The following is a 16,249-nucleotide window of genomic DNA, read 5'->3' as shown; positions in this document are numbered from 1 at the left end:
CGCACGAATCAACCCGGATCATTGATCCGGGTTTTTTTGTGCTGGATTTCAGGTCGGGCAGGCATCAAAAAAGGGCTCCGCAGACGTGATTTGCTGTGGGAGCGGGCTTGCCTGCGATGGCATCGACTGGGGGCCTGATATTTCGAGGTGCATGCATCGCAGACACGCCAGCTCCCACAGTTGACCGAGCATGGTCTTAATACACAGGCATAAAAAAGCCCGATGAGAGCGGCGCTTTCATCGGGCGTTGGGTTGATCGCCTGGGCGATCAGTGCATTTGATCAGAAGTCCCAGCGGGTGCTGAACATCACGTTACGCGGCTCACCGTAGGCGGCCGAGTTATAGAAGCCCACGTTGGTGTAGTAGGTGGTGTCGAAGATATTGTTGAGGTTGACGGTCGCCGAGAGGTTCTTGGTGACCTGGTAGCGGGTCATCAGGTCCACCACTGTGTAGGACGACTGGGTGATGTCCTGGTTTTTATTGAGCGGCTGGTTCCAGATTTCATTCCAAGCCTTGCTCTGCCAGCGCACACCGCCACCGACGGTGAACTTATCCAGAGCACCCTTGAGTTTGTAGGTGGTGTTCAGGTTGACCTGATTTTCCGGCTCGAAGGTGGAGATTTTCTTGCCGTCTTCGTCGCGCACGATCTTGTGGGTGTAACCGCCCTGCAGCTGCCAGCCTGGGCTCAGCTCACCGGAGATTTCTGCTTCGTAGCCTTTAGTGACGGCCTTGGAACCCTTGAACGCATAGTTGTCGGGTGTCGGGGTTTGGTTGTTGTAGGCATCGTCAGAGATAGCGCGATTGGTCTCATGCACCTCGAAATACGCAAGGCTGGTGTTCAAGCGGCCGTCAAAGAACTCGCCCTTCAAGCCTATCTCGTAGTTTTGCCCTTCGTCCGGCTCCAGCAGCGTCTGGTTGCGGTCTTTATAGGTGCTTTCCTGAGGTTGGAAAATATCGGTATAGCTGGTGTACACCGAGAAATTGTCGTTCAGGTCATAGATCACACCCGCATACGGGATGAACCGGCCGGTTTCCTTATAGGAGGGGTTAATACCGGTGACGTGATAGTTGGCGACGCGACCGCCGAGAATCACGTTCAGGTCATCCATTACGTTCAAGCGTGTCGTCACGTAGTAGCCGGTCTGACGGATATTGTCGTCGGTGTACTGCTGGACCGGGCCGTAGATCGGCTTGGCGATCTTGCCATTCCAGTTGTAGAAATCGACTTTGTTGCCGCCTGGCCATTCCGGTGACCAATAACCCTTGCCCTGCCAGCGCGAGGTGCCGATCGAGCCGCCTACGACCAGTTCATGGTCGCGGCCGAACAAGCTGAAAGGCCCGGTGGCATACAGATCGGCCGAGGTGCTTTTGGTTTCGCCCGTGTACTTCTGCCCATTGATCGTTGCGCTGCCATCGGACTGGGGCTCAACGAACTGAATCGAGCCAAGGTCGGCGTGGTAGCTGTTGATCTTGTGGTCAAGTTGGAACTTGGTGACCCAGCCATCGCCCAGATCATGCTCGAGCATGGCAAAGGCGGTGCGGGTGTTTTGTTCCCAGGAACTCCAGGTGGTGCCGTTGTTGTAGGAGCGGGGCATCTTGTTGATGCTGCCGTCGTATTTTACCAGCGGGAAGGAACCAGACCAACTCGAACCTTGTGGAATGCTGTCCTGGTAGTCGAAGCCCACGGTCAGCATGGTATCGGGGGACAGGTCGAACTCGGTAATGCCGTAGTAGGTTTCGGTCTTGCGGGAGTAGTGGTCCATGAAGGACTTTTTGTCTTGGTACGCCGCCACTGCGCGACCACGGACGTTGCCGCTGTCGGTCAACGGGCCGCTGACGTCGACTTCGCTGCGGTAGTTGTCCCAGGAACCTGCGCCCAGTTGCACATGGCCTTTGAATTCCGAGGTGGGCTTCTTGCGAATCAGGTTGATGGTCGCGCCCAGAGAGCCGGCACCGTTGAGCAGGCCGGTGGCGCCCTTGAGAACTTCGACGCGGTCGTAGATCGCCATGTCGCTCAGGGTGTTACCTGCCGAATAGCCAACGTTGCGCACGGTGGACGGAATGCCGTCGTACTGGAAGCTGTTGACCGAAAAACCACGGGAATAGTAGTTGGTACGGTCGGTGTCATAGGCCGACACGGTGATGCCCGGGGTGTGGCGCATCACGTCATCGACGTTATTGAGGCCAAAGTCTTCGATGTGCTGGCGGGTGATCACCGTAATCGACTGCGGGGTTTGCCGCGGCGTCAGGCTCAAGCGGGTTGCCGTGGCAATGGTGCCCGGTGTGTAGGAACCGGAGCCCTCGGTAATGTTGCCCAGGGCGTTGCCGGTTACCTCGGTAGGGCTCAATTCCAACGCTGCGGATGTACCGGCGGCGGTCACGGTCAGCGAGTTGCCATTGAAGGTGTGGGTTGTCTCTGTGCCACCCAGCAAGGTGTCGATTGCCCGCTGCGGTTCCATTTTGCCCTTGACTGCGCGGCTGCTCTTGCCCTGCACATCGCTCGGGCTGTACAGCACCTGCACGTTGGTCTGGCGCCCAAACTCCTGCAGCGCGCTCCCCAGCGACTGCGCAGGAATATCCAGCTCGATCTCCTGTGCCTGCGCATAACCTGCAACCGGCAGCGATATCGCCAGGGCCAAGGCGCTCGGAAGAAGATTGATGTTCAGGGCCCGGCGCATGGATAGCGCTTTGCTCAGGGGGCTGAGACCGAGTCTTGCTGGCATGGATGCTTTCTCTTCTATGTTTAAGTGGGCAAGTTATAGGTGTTTATTGAGTATTGTTCTCATTACCACTAGTGAGACGTTCCTACTTGTAAAAACCGGAAAATAAATTTCAGGCAGGCTCCATTTCGTGCACCACCTGGCCGGCGCGCAGTCGCACCAATTGGTCGGCGATGTCGAAGTAGCGGTCGTCGTGGCTGATTACGATGATGGTTTTGCCCAGGCGCTTGAGGTCCGGCAGCAGCTCGGTGTAGAAAATCCGACGGAAAGCCGGGTCCTGGTCGGCGGCCCATTCGTCGAACACCAGTACCGGGCGCTCTTCGAGCCAGGCGTTGACCAACGCCAGGCGTTTGCGTTGGCCGGTAGACAGGTCGGTGGTGCTGAACACGCCGTCCTTGACGCTGACCTTGTGCGCAATCTCCAGTCGCTCCAAGTATTTGGCGGCGCTATCCAGTGAGTGGGTGGCGCTGCCTTGCACCAGATCGTCGAACAGGTAGTAGTCGGAGAAGATCGTTGTGAAGAGTTGGCGATAGTCATCGCGCTCGGGGTCGGTGACGGCCTCGCCGTTCAGGCGGATCTCGCCCGCCTGGGGCGGATACAAGCCCAGCAGTAGTTTGATCAGGGTGGTCTTGCCGCTGCCGTTCTCGCCGACGATAAACACGATATCGCCTTGTTTGATGCTCAGGTTGATCGGCCCCAGGTGGAACGGTTCGCTGCCTTCAATCGCCGGTGGGCTGTAGCTCACGCCGCGCAGTTCCAGGCTGTTGACGACCGGTTTTGGCGCTTCGCTGTCATCCATCAGCAGGTGCGGTTCGGGGGAGGAGAAGCGCTCCGACAGCTCGCTGATCCGGCCAAAGGCGATCTTGGCCTTGCCCACCACCGGCAGGTAACCGAGCAGGTGTTCCAGCGGGCCTTTCATGTACAGCAGCACCAGCACGAAGCCGGTGATCACCGTAGGGTCGGGGTTCGGGTTGTAGGCCTGCATCGCCAGGGCCAGGCCGATTACCACGAAGAACAGCATCGAGCCGAACGTCTTGGCGAGGATATAAATGTTGACCGAACGCACTTGGATATCGCTGATGCGGTCGGCGGTTTCCTGGATGCGATGGGTATTCATGCGATAGCGCCGTGGGCGGTGCATGCGCAGTTCCTTGGCGCCGGAAGCGATCGCGTTGTAGTAGCGCTGCAATTCATCTTCATGGCTGCGCGCCAAGTCGAAGCCCTGGATGCCTTTGCCACCGGCAATGAATTGCACGGCGCTGCCGATGATGATCGCCACCACCATCATCAGGAACATCGGCACCGACAGGTAGGCAAGGTAGCCCAGGCAACCGAGGGTCACCGTGGCGGCGATGGCCAGTGGCGTGAAGGCGAAAGAAAAATCGCTGATGGTGTCGACGTCATGGGTCAGCACCGGGATCAGCCGGTGGGAGCGGTAGCGCTCGATCTGGCCGATGGGTGCCGACAGCACTTTCTCGCCCAGATCTTTGCGCAGGGCAGCAATGATGCGTTGCCCGACATAGTTGGTGCCGATGTCGGAAATGATCGAGCTGATCAGCGCCAGTACGCACAGCGCCGCAAAGGTCAGGACCACGCCTTGGGTCATGCCGTTGACCGAATGCAGCGCGTTATTGATGGTGGCCAGCAGCAAGGTAATGGCCAGGCCGCCCACCATGCCGAGGGCGACGGAGATCGCCACGATGGTACGAAAGGGCCTTAGCAAGGCGAGCAGACCCTTGAAGGCGCTGCGTTTGGGGTCGGTCATAAGTACTTCCCGGAGAATGAAAAGAGGGGCTGGGCACACAGACCCTTACCCATGACAAACGAAGCGCCGGCGCGAGTATTTAGCTCGGCGTGCCCTTTGCTGGTGGCGCGGCATAAATTGCCGCGCAGCTGGTTCGTTCTTGTGCTGTAGGCGCACGTGCATCGACGCCGCGCGCAGTCCATTCAGCGAGAGCGAAACAATGACGAAAAAGAACCTGGTGTATGTGTGGTCCCTGCGAAATGCCGCAGCCGACAAGGCCGGGCAGCCGGTGGCCTACAAGGACCACGAGCGCTACATGAAGTCGGTGCTGGAGTTTCTGGTGGGCTCGTTGAACGACACCCCATTGGGCGAGGCGTACAACCTGGTTGGCGTGGTGTACGACGATGACGAACAGAACCCGCGCGACCAGCAACTGGTCAGCGATTACGGCTTTGCCTACAAACCAGGCCGCCAGTGGCTGTACCCGGCGGATCTGCAAGTGCAGGGCCGGTTGGTTAACGATTTGTTGCTGAGCGTGCCGTCCACCTATCGCCGTCTGCCACGCGGCAGCGCCGAGCACATCGCCGGCAAGCAGGATTTCGAGCGCCGCCTGCACGACACGCTGGTGGAATTGAAAGCCGATATCGTCGTGCTGGATGGTTTGCTGGTGATTCTGGATGAGTTAGTGCGGCCAGGTGCGCCGTTTGCGCGGCGCATCATGAATATTCACCCAGGCATTACGCGCATCGAATCGCCTTATGAACGCCGCGGTGCGTACGCTACCTGGAACGCGTTGTATGGTGCGCGCGGGCAAACCGTGGTGGATTGGGCGACCAAGGCCACCACGGCGTCCGAGCCGCTGTACCTCACCGGCGCGTCGTTCCACTACGTGGATAACGGCATTGATTCGGGTGAAGTGTTTCACGACGTGCTGAAAACCGAGATTTCGCCCGAGGACACCATCCTCGAACTGCGCTGGAACAACTTCAACAACAGCCTGTTCCCGGCGTTGCACGAAGGCTTGGAGTTGTTGGCCAAGCAGGCCTGAACACAGCCCTATGGGTACCTGCAGAACCAAAATGTGGGAGCGGGCTTGCCCGCGAAGGCGGCGGCCCTGTCGATACAGGGGTGACTGACACACCGCTATCGCAGGCAAGCCAGCTCCCACATTTGAATGGTGGCGGTCTTGACGGCTTGCGCACGACCCTAGGCCCAGCCGCCCCAACAGGTATCGCGAATTTTTACCTGATGTACGCAAGGCAAAATGTGGGAGCGGGCTTGCCCGCGAAGGCGGCGGCCCTGTCGATACAGGGGTGACTGACACACCGCTATCGCAGGCAAGCCAGCTCCCACATTTGAACGGTGGCGGTCTTGGTATTCACGCACGACCCCAGGCCTAGCCGCCCCAGCCATTACCGCGAATTTTTACCTGATGTACGCAAGGCAAAATGTGGGAGCGGGCTTGCCCGCGAAGGCGGCGGCCCTGTCGATAAAGGGATGACTGACACACCGCTATCGCAGGCAAACCAGCTCCCACATTTTGTACGGGGCCGCGCTTAAAGCTCGCGCACTACCCGAAAGCCAATCCAGTCGCCGCGCGTTTGCGGGTAAATATTGTTGCGGTTGCCCGAGCGTGAAAACACGGGCGCTTCGCCCCAGTCATTGCCGCGGATCTGGTAGCTCTCGCAGTTCGGTTCGACCCAGGCGCTGCCGTCGGTGGGCGCACCGACGTAGTTGGGGTGCTCGCAGTCGGCAACCCGCTCATAGACATTGCCATGCATGTCGTACATGCCAAACGCATTCGGCGGGTAGCTGCCCACCGGCGAGGAATAGCTGTAGCCATCCGCCGGGCCGTAGGTGTTGGCATGTTCGGCGATGCTGTAACCCTTGCCCTCATCGAAAGGAAACGGAAACGGCCCGGTGGTGCCCGCACGCGCCGCATATTCACGTTGCGCTTCGCTGACCATCTGGTACTTCTGCCCGGTCTTTTTCGACAGCCAGGCCACATAATTCTTGATGTCGTCCATGTCCATGCACACCGCTGGCTGGCGCGGGCCTTGTGGGTAGCGTGGTTTGCTGGCGATGCATTCGCGCCCTGGGCGGGTGTCGCCGTCGGCGATCTTGACGCCGGTCTGGCGGATATAGCTGTCCCATTCACCGGCGGTGATATGGAAGCGGCTCATGGCGAAGGGTTTGGCGAAGGTCACCTCATGCATTGGGCCTTCGTCGGGCTCGCGGCCGACTTCGTCTTCCGGGGTGCCCATGGTAAAGGTGCCGGCCGGCAGCACGACCATTTCCGGGCAGTCCTTGCAGTCTTTGAATACTTTGCCCGGTTGCGCGGTGGCGGCCTGGGCCAGGCCTGGCAACAGCGCGCCGCACAGGGCGGTCAGCGCCAGGGCAGTGAGGGGCTTGAGTCGGGATGGAGTCATGTGGGCATCTCGTTCAAAGGAAAAAGGGTTCACAGCCGTTGGCTCAGCAAGCTCATGAAACGCTGGATTTCATCCGAGCTGTTAAGCAGGCCGGGGGAGGTGCGAATCACGGGGCCGACATCGCGGTCTACCGCATCGATCACCACGCGGTTTTTCATCATGTGAGCGACCACGGCCTCGCTGTCCTGACCCTTGACGCGGAAGAAGGTAAAACCGGCGGAGAGATCAGGGCTGCGCGGCGTCACCAGTTCGATCTGCGAGTGAGCCAGCAAACGGCTTTTCAATTCGCTGTTGAGCGCGTGAATGCGCGCCTGCACTTGCGGCTTGCCCAACTGCAAATGCAGCTTGAAGGCTTCGTCCACCGCCCAGCGATGCTCAAAAGCGTGGTAACCGCCGGGCGTCATGGTGGTGGCGAAATTGGTGTCTTCGGAGAAGGTCGGCACCATCGGCGTCACATATTTGTTTTCGGCGTCACGGGCGCACACCAGGCCGGTACCGCGCGGACCGAACATCCATTTATGTGTGCCGGCGATAAAGAAGTCGCAGTGCATGTCGGGGAAGTCGAGGTTTTCCACGCCAAAGCCATGCACGCCGTCCACCACGTAGAGAATGCGGTCGTTTTCATCGCGGTGACGGTTGAGTGCGTCCACCAGCCTGCCGATCTCGCCAATCGGTAGTTTCACGCCGCTGCCCGACTGCACCCAGGTCATGCCCAGCACGCGGGTGTTGGGGCGGATACTGCGCTGGATATTGCCAAGGATTTCGTCGGCAGACACGCGATTGGCGTCTTCGAACAGCCTGAACCGGCGCACCTGCGTGCCTTGCTTGAGCACGCGAAAATCCAGGACGTTCTGGGTGGCGTAATGCTCGTGCACGGTGGTGAGGATTTCCTGGTCGGGCCGCAGCTTTATCCCGCCGTAGATCATCGCCAGCCCTTCGGAGGTGCTGCCGGTGAGGGCAATTTGCGCCGGCTTGGCATTCAAGTAGCGACCGGCCCATTCCCGTACCTGGCCTTCGCGTTTCCAGGTTTCCTCAAGACCCCAATCCATCGCCAGCCCTGGGTTGCGGTCGATCTGCTGGCGGTAACGGTCGATCGCCTCGCGCACCGGCCTGGGGTGCGAGGCCACCAGGAAGTTGGAGAAGTGCAGGTAGTTCGGGTCCTGGTTGAACAGCTGTTTCAATCCCGTCCATGGGTCGTTAGCAGCGGGTGCCGGGTTGTCGGCCAATGCTTGAGGTATCAGCGCAGCGCCCAGCGGCAGGCTGGCGGCGAAGACACCAGCCTGTTTGAGAAATGTACGGCGATCAGTCATGGACGTGCTTCTAGGTGGTTAGCGGTTAGCCAAGGGCTTGGCGGCTTTTTGTACCTGGTCCCACACCCGCAGGAAGTTGCCTCCCCACAGCTTGGCGATGTCGGCTTCGGAGTAGCCACGCTGGATCAGCTCGGCGGTGACGTTGCGCACCTCGCCGACGTTCTCCCAGCCCTGGATGCCGCCGCCGTCGTTGAAGTCCGACGAGATGCCGACGTGATCGATGCCAATCTTGCGCACGGTGTAGTCGATGGCGTCGCCCCAATCCTTGAGGGTGGCCTTGGGTTCTTCTTCGAGAATGCCGTACAGGCCCTGGGCGTACTGGCCGAACTTCTGCTCGGGCCAGGCGGCAATGATTGCGTCGCCGGGCATCAGGGCCATGGCCAGGTTGGGCAGCGGCGGCAGGTCGAACCGCGCGCGCAGGGCGTTGAGTTTGTCCTGGGTTGGCTGGCTCAGCGGACGCAAATAGGCCGGGAAGCCCACCACTTGAACCACGCCGCCGCTGTTCTTGATCAGTTGCAACTCCTTGTCGCTGAGGTTGCGCGGGATATCCACCGAGGCGCGCGGCGCCGAGTGGGACGCCACCATCGGCGTGCGGCTCAATTGCGCCACCTGCTCCAGGGCTTTGGTCGACATTTGCGACACATCGATGATCACGCCCAGGTCATTGAGGCGATGCACCGCCTGCTGGCCGATGGACGACAGCCCTTCGAGGGCGTCGGTCGAATCATTGAAAAACGGCAGTGGGCGCGACGAGTCGGACCAGGCGTTGTTGCCGATATAACTGAAGCCGAACATACGCATGCCGCGCGCCGCCCACAGGTCCAGCTGGTTGAGGTCGTCGCCCAGCGGGTAGGCGTTGAGCATGCTGATAAAGATCGCGAACTTGCCTTCACCGTGCAGGCGGCGCAAATCGTCCGGGGTGTAGGCGATGCCAACCTGGTTGGGAAAGTCGCGCACCATGCCGGAGATGATCTTGTAGCGCACCTCTTGCTCGTGGCGGGCCTCCTCGACAAAACCGTCGGTGGGCTTATGCGGCGCGTTGGGGCCGTTCCAGATTTCCGGCCAGCCGAAAATCGTCAGGGCTGCGCCCGACAAGCGCCCGCGTGCTGCCTTGGCCAGGTCGAACTGGCCGCTGCCATCTTTGTCGGCCTCATTGCCGGCCGTGCCGAAATCCATCGGCACCGTGATGTGGCTGTCGAACGACAGCAGGCGGTCCTGCATTTCATTGGCTTGCTTGATCACCTCCAGCGGGTAACCGGCATTGCCGCGAAACCAGTGGTCCCAGACCAGAAAGCCGGCCCCGGCGCCGATGGCCAATGCCAGCGGCAGGCCGATCAACAGCGCCTTTTTCGAACGTGGTTTTGTCATTGCCATCTCAGTCAGTTGAGGCCTTTGCTATCAGGGAAGAACGAGTCATGGCCGGGGAAATTTAGGCCCGCTTCGCGCGGCGGTAAATTTGCGAAGGCTGCAAACGTTCTAGCTCTGATTAAGCCGTTTTCTAAGGTAGACAATGACGATCTCTCGACGTGGGTTCATCGCAGGCCTGGCGCTGACCGGCGCTGCTGTGCCGGCGGCCTTTTATGCCCATCGCGAGCTGACGCGTGAAGAAGAATTCCCCATTACCCCGGGCGAGGCCACGGTGGATTTGGCCGACACTGAAGGCCAGCACTTGGCGAACATTTTGCGCGGTGTGTGGAGCCTGCGCCTGGAAGGCCGCGACGCCGGGCTAAAGGGCTTGCCGCTGCAAGGCCTGGAACTGCTGCTGGACATTGCCCCGCGTGGCCGTGGCCTGCGCGGCTACCTGGACACTGCTGAAAACCTGCGCGCCGAAGGTGAACCGCGTTACCGCGTACTCGGTGACGTGCTGACAGGCGAGGGCGCCTTGCTTTACTGGCGCCTGATCGACCGCGAGACGGCCGACGGCGCACCGGCCTATGAATTCAAGATGACCCTCGATGAAGTCTGGGCCGACTTCGCTAACGCCGGCAGCAGCACCCTCAGCGGGCAGATCCTCAACCTTGATCGCCCCTTGGCATTGACCGAGCGTGACAACCGCTTTATCGCCCACAAGCAATTGTTTCCCGAAGCCCGCCAACGCATCGGCCTGAACCCGACGCTGCTGGCCTGGCTGATTTCGCCGGAGCACCGCCTGTTTCACCAACTCTGGCACGCCACCCGCGACCAATGGCACAAGCTCTCGGAAGAAAAGCGCGACGCCTTGCGCGGCATCGGCTGGCAGCCCGGCCCGCGCGGCCAGGAACGCGACGCACGCGGCAAACGCAAAGATCGCAACGGCTCGGGTATCGACTTCTTTTTCATGCACCGCCATATGCTCGGCACTGCGCGTTCCATGCAAGACCTGCCGTCGTGGCCGCAATTCCCCGAGCCACAGCCGGCGCTGGAACGCGACCGTCTGGGCTTTGTGCGTTACTTCGATAACCACGACGGCTTCGCGTTGCCGCCCTGTTGGTCGGCGCCGGATGACAGCGAATACACCCAGTGGGTCAGCGATATCAAGGCGGCCCAGACTTACCACAGCAACTTTCAGGTCTGGGAATCCCAATACCGCGATCCACGTTACCTGGCCAAGCTGAGCCTCGGGCAATTGGGTTCCGAGATGGAATTGGGCCTGCACGACTGGTTGCACATGCGTTGGGCCTCGGTGCCCCGTGACCCGTCCAACGGCGCGCCGGTGCCGTTCGCCCGCGACCCGTCGGACTTTGCCGCGCGTTGGTACGCGGCGGAGAACGATTTTCTCGGTGATCCGTTTTCATCCCATGTAAACCCGGTGTTCTGGCATTTTCACGGCTGGATCGATGACCGCATCGAGGATTGGTTTCGCGCCCACGAGCGCTTCAACCCCGGTGAGGTCAGCCGGCTGGAAGTCAATGGCGTGAACTGGTTCGCGCAGGGGCGCTGGGTGGAGGTCGGCGATCCGTGGCTGGGGCCGGACACCCACGGCTGCAGCACCACGCCGGGTTTGCAGATGGGCAGGTCGATGGAGATGGACCCGGAGACCATGAAGCTGGCGCTGCGTATTACCTTTGCCGCTGAGGACGAAGGCTTGCAGGCATTGTTCAAGCGTGTGCCGAGGCGGCCCTGGTACGCACGGCACCTGAAGGTCAAGTAACGCCTGGGACGTTGGGCCAGAGATCGGCCACCAGGAACAGGCGTTCGGCTTCTTCCCAATCCTCGCCATTGCGAACCAGGCGTACCAGAAGCTGCGCCGGCGCCATCGGGTCCAGTGCCGCCAGCCAGCCTTGCATCTGCTGCTCACTCCACACCTCGTCCTGCGGGTAATGCGCCGGCGCAAGCCAGGCATGCCGCGGCAGCGGTTGCCAGCGCCCCGGCGGGCTGGCACTGACCAGCGCCGGCCAGTCGCGCTGATGCAGCCAGCGCCCCCGCAGATGCTGCGGATGGGCACCGTGAGGGGGTTCGGCCTGGCCGGGCCAGGGATAGAGCAAATACCCGCCGAGCCACAAATGCGCATCGAACTGCTGGATATCCAGCGCCGCCAATGCTTCGCGGCTTTCCGCACGCGCTGAAATCGGCAGTTGATGCTGGGCGAGGTGTGCCAGTTTGCGGTCCAGCCGATCATGGCACCCCGGCCCCAGCCATTGCGCGGCGTCCAGGCCGTTGCCGTCCTGCGGTCCGAGATACAGTTTGATCGCCAGTTCCAGGTGGTGCACGCCATCGCGGTCGCGCAGCAGCATGTCCAGCTCGCCCAAGGTATGCCCGGCGCGGCGGATCGGCAGGTTGGCGGCGAGCAATTCCACGCCCGGCGCATGCTGCACGGCAAATTGCCAAAGGCGCTCGTAATACAGGCCCAGGCGCCGTGTGCGGGCAAGGCTTAGCCAGTGCTGCAAGGCGCTGCTGTCTTGATCGAGCGCGCGTAACCATCGCTCCAGCAGATGCGGTGCCTGCACCCACTCGCTGCCCGCCAGCGGGTGGCGCTGCGGCCAGGGTGTTTGCGCGAGCATCGGCGGGGCAAGCATCACCCACGCCAAATCGCGCACTTCGGGGTGGCGCAGTTGGCGGGGCAGGTTGTGCAAATCCGGGAACACAGTCATGGTCCGAGCATAGCCGTTTAACGTCTGTACAGGTGGCTGAGAACCATTGTCATCAAGGGTTCACGGCGACAAAGGATTTTGCCTGACGCGGCCTTTCGCCCATAATCGTTGTTTTTCGCCACACCCCAAACCCCGCAGGAGCCCCATGGAGCAATTTCGCAATATCGGCATTATCGGTCGCTTGGGCAGTACCCAGGTGCTGGACACCGTCCGCCGACTGAAAAAGTTTCTGCTCGAGCGCCACCTGCACGTGATCCTCGAAGACACCATCGCCGAAATCCTGCCGGGCCATGGCCTGCAAACCTCGTCGCGCAAAATGCTCGGCGAAGTCTGCGACATGGTGATTGTGGTCGGCGGTGACGGCAGCCTGCTCGGCGCAGCCCGGGCGTTGGCGCGGCATAACGTGCCGGTGCTGGGGATCAACCGCGGCAGTTTGGGGTTCCTGACCGATATCCGCCCCGATGACCTGGAAGTCGAAGTGGCCAAGGTGCTCGACGGCCATTACCTGGTCGAAAACCGCTTCCTGCTGCAGGCCGAAGTACGCCGCCACGGCGAAGCCATCGGCCAGGGCGACGCGCTCAACGACGTGGTGCTGCACCCCGGCAAGTCGACGCGGATGATCGAGTTCGAGCTGTATATCGACGGCCAGTTCGTGTGCAGCCAGAAGGCCGACGGCCTGATCGTCGCCACGCCGACCGGTTCCACGGCGTATGCGCTGTCGGCCGGCGGGCCGATCATGCACCCCAAGCTGGATGCCATTGTGATCGTGCCGATGTACCCCCATATGTTGTCCAGCCGGCCAATTGTGGTCGATGGCAACAGTGAGCTGAAAATCGTGGTGTCCAAAGACATGCAGATCTACCCGCAAGTCTCCTGCGACGGGCAGAACCATTTCACCTGCGCCCCCGGTGACACCATCACCGTGAGCAAGAAGGCGCAGAAGTTGCGGTTGATCCACCCGCTGGACCACAACTATTACGAAGTGTGCCGGACCAAGTTGGGCTGGGGCAGCCGCTTGGGGGGTGGAGGCGACTGATGCTCGATCCCGCGCGTAGCTACGACCTGATTGGTGACGTGCACGGTTGCGCTCATACTCTTGAGCATTTGCTCGACCGGTTGGGCTACCAGAAACAGGGCGGCACCTGGCGCCATCCGACGCGAATGGCGGTGTTCCTCGGCGATATCATCGACCGTGGCCCACGCATTCGCGAGGCGCTGCACATCGTCCACGACATGGCCGAGGCCGGTCAGGCGCTGTGCATCATGGGCAACCACGAGTTCAACGCGCTGGGCTGGAGCACACCCGCGCCGCCGGGCAGCGGCAAGCAGTTCGTGCGCGAGCACAACCCGCGCCACGCGCGGTTGATCCACGAAACCCTGACCCAGTTCGAGCACCACCCGGCCGACTGGCACGATTTTCTCGGCTGGTTCTATGACATGCCGCTGTTTGTCGATGCCGGGCGTTTCCGTGTGGTGCACGCGTGTTGGGACGAGGGCTTTATCCAGCCGCTGCGCGCGACGTTCCCGGATGGCTGCATCGACCAGCACTTTCTGCAGGCCGCCGCCGTACCGGGCAGTTTTGCCTGCAACGCCTTCGACCGCCTGCTGCGCGGCACCGACATGCGCCTGCCGGATGGCCTGACGCTGACCGGTGGCGATGGGCTGACGCGCTCGTTCTTTCGCACCAAATTCTGGGAAGACGACCCGAAAACCTATGGCGACATCGTGTTCCAGCCCGATGCGCTGCCGGAGCCGGTGGCGCGTACGCCGCTGTCGTCCAGCGAAAAAAATTCCCTGCTGCGTTATGGCGTCGACGAGCCGTTGCTGTTCGTCGGCCATTACTGGCGCAGCGGCAAACCCGCGCCGATCCGCCCGAACCTGGCCTGCCTGGATTACAGCGCTGTGCTGTACGGCAAGCTGGTGGCGTATCGGCTGGACCAGGAAACCCAGCTGGATCCGCGTAAATTTGTCTGGGTCGACGTTGAGCGCCCTGAGGTTATTTCATGAGTACCGTAGCTGTTTTGCGCTTGCCGCTGAGTGTCGACCTGGCGGGTTTCGTCAAGTTGCTGCAACGCATGCAAGTGCCCCATCGTGTCAGCGAAGAGGCCGGCGAGCAGGTGCTGTGGGTGCCAGAAACCATCAGCGACGACGTGCGCGTGTTGTACCAACGCTTTCCCGACGGTGACCCGGACCAGCAACTGGACATCCCCGAGCGGGCGCCCGTTACGCGTCCCAGCTTTGTGCAGCAGGTACGCCACAGCCCGGTGACGGCGCTGGTGCTGCTGGCGAGCATCATTGTTGGCGCGGTGACGTTGCTGGGTGAAAACCTGCAAACCATGAGCTGGCTGACGTTTCTGCCGTTCCATGTGACGGGCGAGTACCTCCAGTTCACGCCTTTTGCCGAGACTATGGCGTCGGGGCAATGGTGGCGGTTGGTCACGCCGATGCTGATCCACTTCGGCATCCTGCATTTGGCCATGAACGGCATGTGGTACTGGGAACTCGGCCGGCGCATTGAAGTGCGCCAGGGCGGTATCAACCTGCTGGGCCTGACCCTGCTGTTCAGCCTGGTTTCCAATTACGCGCAATACGCCTATGGCGGCCCGAGCCTGTTTGGCGGCCTGTCCGGCGTGTTGTATGGCTTGCTTGGGCATTGCTGGATTTTCCAGTTGCTGTCGCCCAACCCGGCTTATCGCCTGCCTCGCGGGGTGCTGGCGATGATGCTGATATGGCTGGTGCTCTGCATGTCGGGGCTGATCTCGATGATCGGCTTCGGCGAAATCGCCAACGCGGCTCATCTGAGCGGCTTGGTCATCGGTTGCCTGACGGGTTTGCTGGGTGGGTTGTACAACCGCCGCAAAGCCTCCATTTGATAAGGAAGAGCCTTATGTCCTCTTTTGCTGAAATGATCGAAAACATCACCCCGGACATCTACGAGAGCCTCAAGCTCGCCGTGGAAATCGGCAAGTGGTCCGACGGCCGCAAGCTCACCGCCGAGCAGCGTGAGCTGTCGCTGCAAGCGATGATCGCCTGGGAAATCCAGAACCTGCCCGAAGAGCAGCGCACCGGCTACATGGGCCCGCAGGAATGCGCATCGAAGTCGGCACCGGTGCCGAACATTCTGTTCAAGTCGGATGCGATCCATTGATTGAAATTGGTCGCGGTGCAGTCAGCAAAATGTCGGCGCAACTCGGTGAGCCGACCGTTCAATACGCGTTTCGCCTGGGCGATACCGAGGTGCCGGTCAACCCGTTGATCGGCACGCACGTGCGCCTGGAATACCTCGGCGCCATCCATTGCAGCCATTGCGGCCGCAAGACCAAAACCAGTTTCAGCCAGGGTTATTGCTACCCGTGCATGACCAAACTGGCCCAGTGCGACCTGTGCATCATGAGCCCCGAGCGTTGCCATTACGACGCCGGCACCTGCCGTGATCCGGGCTGGGGCGAGCAATTCTGCATGACCGACCACGTGGTCTACCTGGCCAATTCGTCTGGCATCAAGGTCGGCATCACCCGCGCTACCCAGCTGCCGACACGCTGGCTGGACCAGGGCGCCAGCCAGGCGCTGCCGATCATGCGCGTGGCAACCCGCCAGCAATCGGGCTTCGTCGAAGACCTGTTCCGCAGCCAGGTGGCCGACAAGACCAACTGGCGCGCACTGCTCAAGGGCGATGCGGTGGCGGTGAACCTGACCGAAGTGCGCGATGCACTGTTTGCCTCGTGCGCCGAAGGCCTGCTGAGTTTGCAGGAACGCTTTGGCCTGCAGGCCATCCAAACGATTGCCGACATTGAACCGATCGAAATCCGCTACCCGGTCGAGCAGTATCCGACCAAGATCGTCAGCTTCAACCTGGACAAGAACCCGATTGCCGAAGGCACGCTGTTGGGGATCAAGGGCCAATACCTGATCTTCGACACCGGCGTTATCAACATTCGTAAGTACACGGCCTACCAGCTCGCCGTGCATCAGTAAA

13 protein-coding genes are annotated in these 16,249 nt (G+C 61.1%); 7 read left to right on the top strand and 6 right to left on the bottom strand.

The window, feature by feature from the left end; all coding sequences use genetic code 11:
- Positions 1-281: 281 nt before the first annotated feature.
- Positions 282-2,723 carry a TonB-dependent siderophore receptor gene (locus ABWL43_RS16365; RefSeq protein ID WP_404483119.1) on the bottom strand — a complete coding sequence of 814 codons (2,442 nt, stop codon included), beginning with the start codon at positions 2,721-2,723 and terminating at the stop codon, positions 282-284.
- Between the two features lie 109 nt (positions 2,724-2,832).
- Positions 2,833-4,485 (bottom strand): cyclic peptide export ABC transporter, encoded by a 1,653-nt coding sequence (locus ABWL43_RS16360; RefSeq protein WP_404483118.1) that lies wholly within the window; start codon positions 4,483-4,485, stop codon positions 2,833-2,835.
- A gap of 199 nt (positions 4,486-4,684) precedes the next feature.
- Here ABWL43_RS16360 and ABWL43_RS16355 point away from each other — a divergent pair, with 199 nt between their 5' ends.
- Entirely contained in the window at positions 4,685-5,512 is an 828-nt protein-coding gene (locus tag ABWL43_RS16355) for a N(5)-hydroxyornithine transformylase PvdF (RefSeq protein WP_404483117.1), read from the top strand.
- Positions 5,513-6,020: 508 nt separating this feature from the next.
- Here ABWL43_RS16355 and ABWL43_RS16350 read toward each other — a convergent pair.
- Genes ABWL43_RS16350 through pvdM form a run of 3 tightly spaced genes read right to left on the bottom strand, consistent with a single transcriptional unit; the run spans position 6,021 to position 9,571 of the window.
- Positions 6,021-6,893: a formylglycine-generating enzyme family protein gene (locus ABWL43_RS16350; protein WP_145165722.1), complete on the bottom strand. Its 873-nt coding sequence runs from the start codon at positions 6,891-6,893 to the stop codon at positions 6,021-6,023.
- A gap of 29 nt (positions 6,894-6,922) precedes the next feature.
- A complete protein-coding gene (locus ABWL43_RS16345) occupies positions 6,923-8,203 on the bottom strand; it encodes an aminotransferase class V-fold PLP-dependent enzyme (RefSeq protein WP_404483116.1) in 1,281 nt (426 codons plus the stop codon).
- An 18-nt stretch (positions 8,204-8,221) separates the two neighbouring features.
- Positions 8,222-9,571 (bottom strand): pyoverdine-tailoring dipeptidase-like protein PvdM, encoded by a 1,350-nt coding sequence (pvdM, locus tag ABWL43_RS16340; RefSeq protein WP_404483115.1) that lies wholly within the window; start codon positions 9,569-9,571, stop codon positions 8,222-8,224.
- A 142-nt stretch (positions 9,572-9,713) separates the two neighbouring features.
- Here pvdM and ABWL43_RS16335 point away from each other — a divergent pair, with 142 nt between their 5' ends.
- The gene (locus tag ABWL43_RS16335; protein WP_404483114.1) at positions 9,714-11,333 is read left to right on the top strand and encodes a PvdJ/PvdD/PvdP-like protein; all 1,620 of its coding nucleotides are present in this window, start codon (positions 9,714-9,716) and stop codon (positions 11,331-11,333) included.
- On the opposite strand, the gene ABWL43_RS16330 is transcribed toward ABWL43_RS16335, so the two are convergent.
- Positions 11,326-12,273 carry a DUF1853 family protein gene (locus tag ABWL43_RS16330; RefSeq protein ID WP_404483113.1) on the bottom strand — a complete coding sequence of 316 codons (948 nt, stop codon included), beginning with the start codon at positions 12,271-12,273 and terminating at the stop codon, positions 11,326-11,328. The genes ABWL43_RS16335 and ABWL43_RS16330 overlap by 8 nt on opposite strands.
- Positions 12,274-12,418: 145 nt before the next feature.
- Here ABWL43_RS16330 and ABWL43_RS16325 point away from each other — a divergent pair, with 145 nt between their 5' ends.
- From ABWL43_RS16325 to ABWL43_RS16305, 5 genes are read left to right on the top strand one after another with little or no spacing between them, the layout of a single operon-like run.
- Complete coding sequence (locus tag ABWL43_RS16325; protein ID WP_010210870.1) at positions 12,419-13,309, top strand: NAD(+) kinase; 891 nt, start codon at positions 12,419-12,421, stop codon at positions 13,307-13,309.
- Positions 13,306-14,280, top strand: a complete 975-nt coding sequence (locus ABWL43_RS16320; protein ID WP_404488435.1) for a metallophosphoesterase — start codon at positions 13,306-13,308, stop codon at positions 14,278-14,280. Before ABWL43_RS16325 ends, ABWL43_RS16320 begins: the two co-directional genes overlap by 4 nt.
- Positions 14,277-15,146 carry a rhomboid family intramembrane serine protease gene (locus ABWL43_RS16315; protein WP_404483112.1) on the top strand — a complete coding sequence of 290 codons (870 nt, stop codon included), beginning with the start codon at positions 14,277-14,279 and terminating at the stop codon, positions 15,144-15,146. Before ABWL43_RS16320 ends, ABWL43_RS16315 begins: the two co-directional genes overlap by 4 nt.
- 14 nt (positions 15,147-15,160) lie before the next feature.
- Positions 15,161-15,421, top strand: coding sequence for a YeaC family protein (locus tag ABWL43_RS16310; protein WP_003190750.1), 261 nt, complete (start codon positions 15,161-15,163; stop codon positions 15,419-15,421).
- The gene (locus tag ABWL43_RS16305; RefSeq protein ID WP_404488433.1) at positions 15,418-16,248 is read left to right on the top strand and encodes a DUF2797 domain-containing protein; all 831 of its coding nucleotides are present in this window, start codon (positions 15,418-15,420) and stop codon (positions 16,246-16,248) included. Before ABWL43_RS16310 ends, ABWL43_RS16305 begins: the two co-directional genes overlap by 4 nt.
- Position 16,249: the final 1 nt, after the last annotated feature.

The sequence above is a fragment of the Pseudomonas sp. HT11 genome, assembly GCF_044875395.1.
Classification (GTDB): Bacteria; Pseudomonadota; Gammaproteobacteria; order Pseudomonadales; family Pseudomonadaceae; genus Aquipseudomonas.
Note: the sequence above shows the minus strand (reverse complement) of the source record. Positions and strands in the feature narration are given on the sequence as shown.

Coding starts and splice junctions, on each gene's coding strand:
- ABWL43_RS16365 (WP_404483119.1), bottom strand. CDS start 2,723: ATGCCAGCAAGACTCGGTCTCAGCCCCCTGAGCAAAGCGCTATCCATG.
- ABWL43_RS16360 (WP_404483118.1), bottom strand. CDS start 4,485: ATGACCGACCCCAAACGCAGCGCCTTCAAGGGTCTGCTCGCCTTGCTA.
- ABWL43_RS16355 (WP_404483117.1), top strand. CDS start 4,685: ATGACGAAAAAGAACCTGGTGTATGTGTGGTCCCTGCGAAATGCCGCA.
- ABWL43_RS16350 (WP_145165722.1), bottom strand. CDS start 6,893: ATGACTCCATCCCGACTCAAGCCCCTCACTGCCCTGGCGCTGACCGCC.
- ABWL43_RS16345 (WP_404483116.1), bottom strand. CDS start 8,203: ATGACTGATCGCCGTACATTTCTCAAACAGGCTGGTGTCTTCGCCGCC.
- pvdM (WP_404483115.1), bottom strand. CDS start 9,571: ATGACAAAACCACGTTCGAAAAAGGCGCTGTTGATCGGCCTGCCGCTG.
- ABWL43_RS16335 (WP_404483114.1), top strand. CDS start 9,714: ATGACGATCTCTCGACGTGGGTTCATCGCAGGCCTGGCGCTGACCGGC.
- ABWL43_RS16330 (WP_404483113.1), bottom strand. CDS start 12,273: ATGACTGTGTTCCCGGATTTGCACAACCTGCCCCGCCAACTGCGCCAC.
- ABWL43_RS16325 (WP_010210870.1), top strand. CDS start 12,419: ATGGAGCAATTTCGCAATATCGGCATTATCGGTCGCTTGGGCAGTACC.
- ABWL43_RS16315 (WP_404483112.1), top strand. CDS start 14,277: ATGAGTACCGTAGCTGTTTTGCGCTTGCCGCTGAGTGTCGACCTGGCG.
- ABWL43_RS16310 (WP_003190750.1), top strand. CDS start 15,161: ATGTCCTCTTTTGCTGAAATGATCGAAAACATCACCCCGGACATCTAC.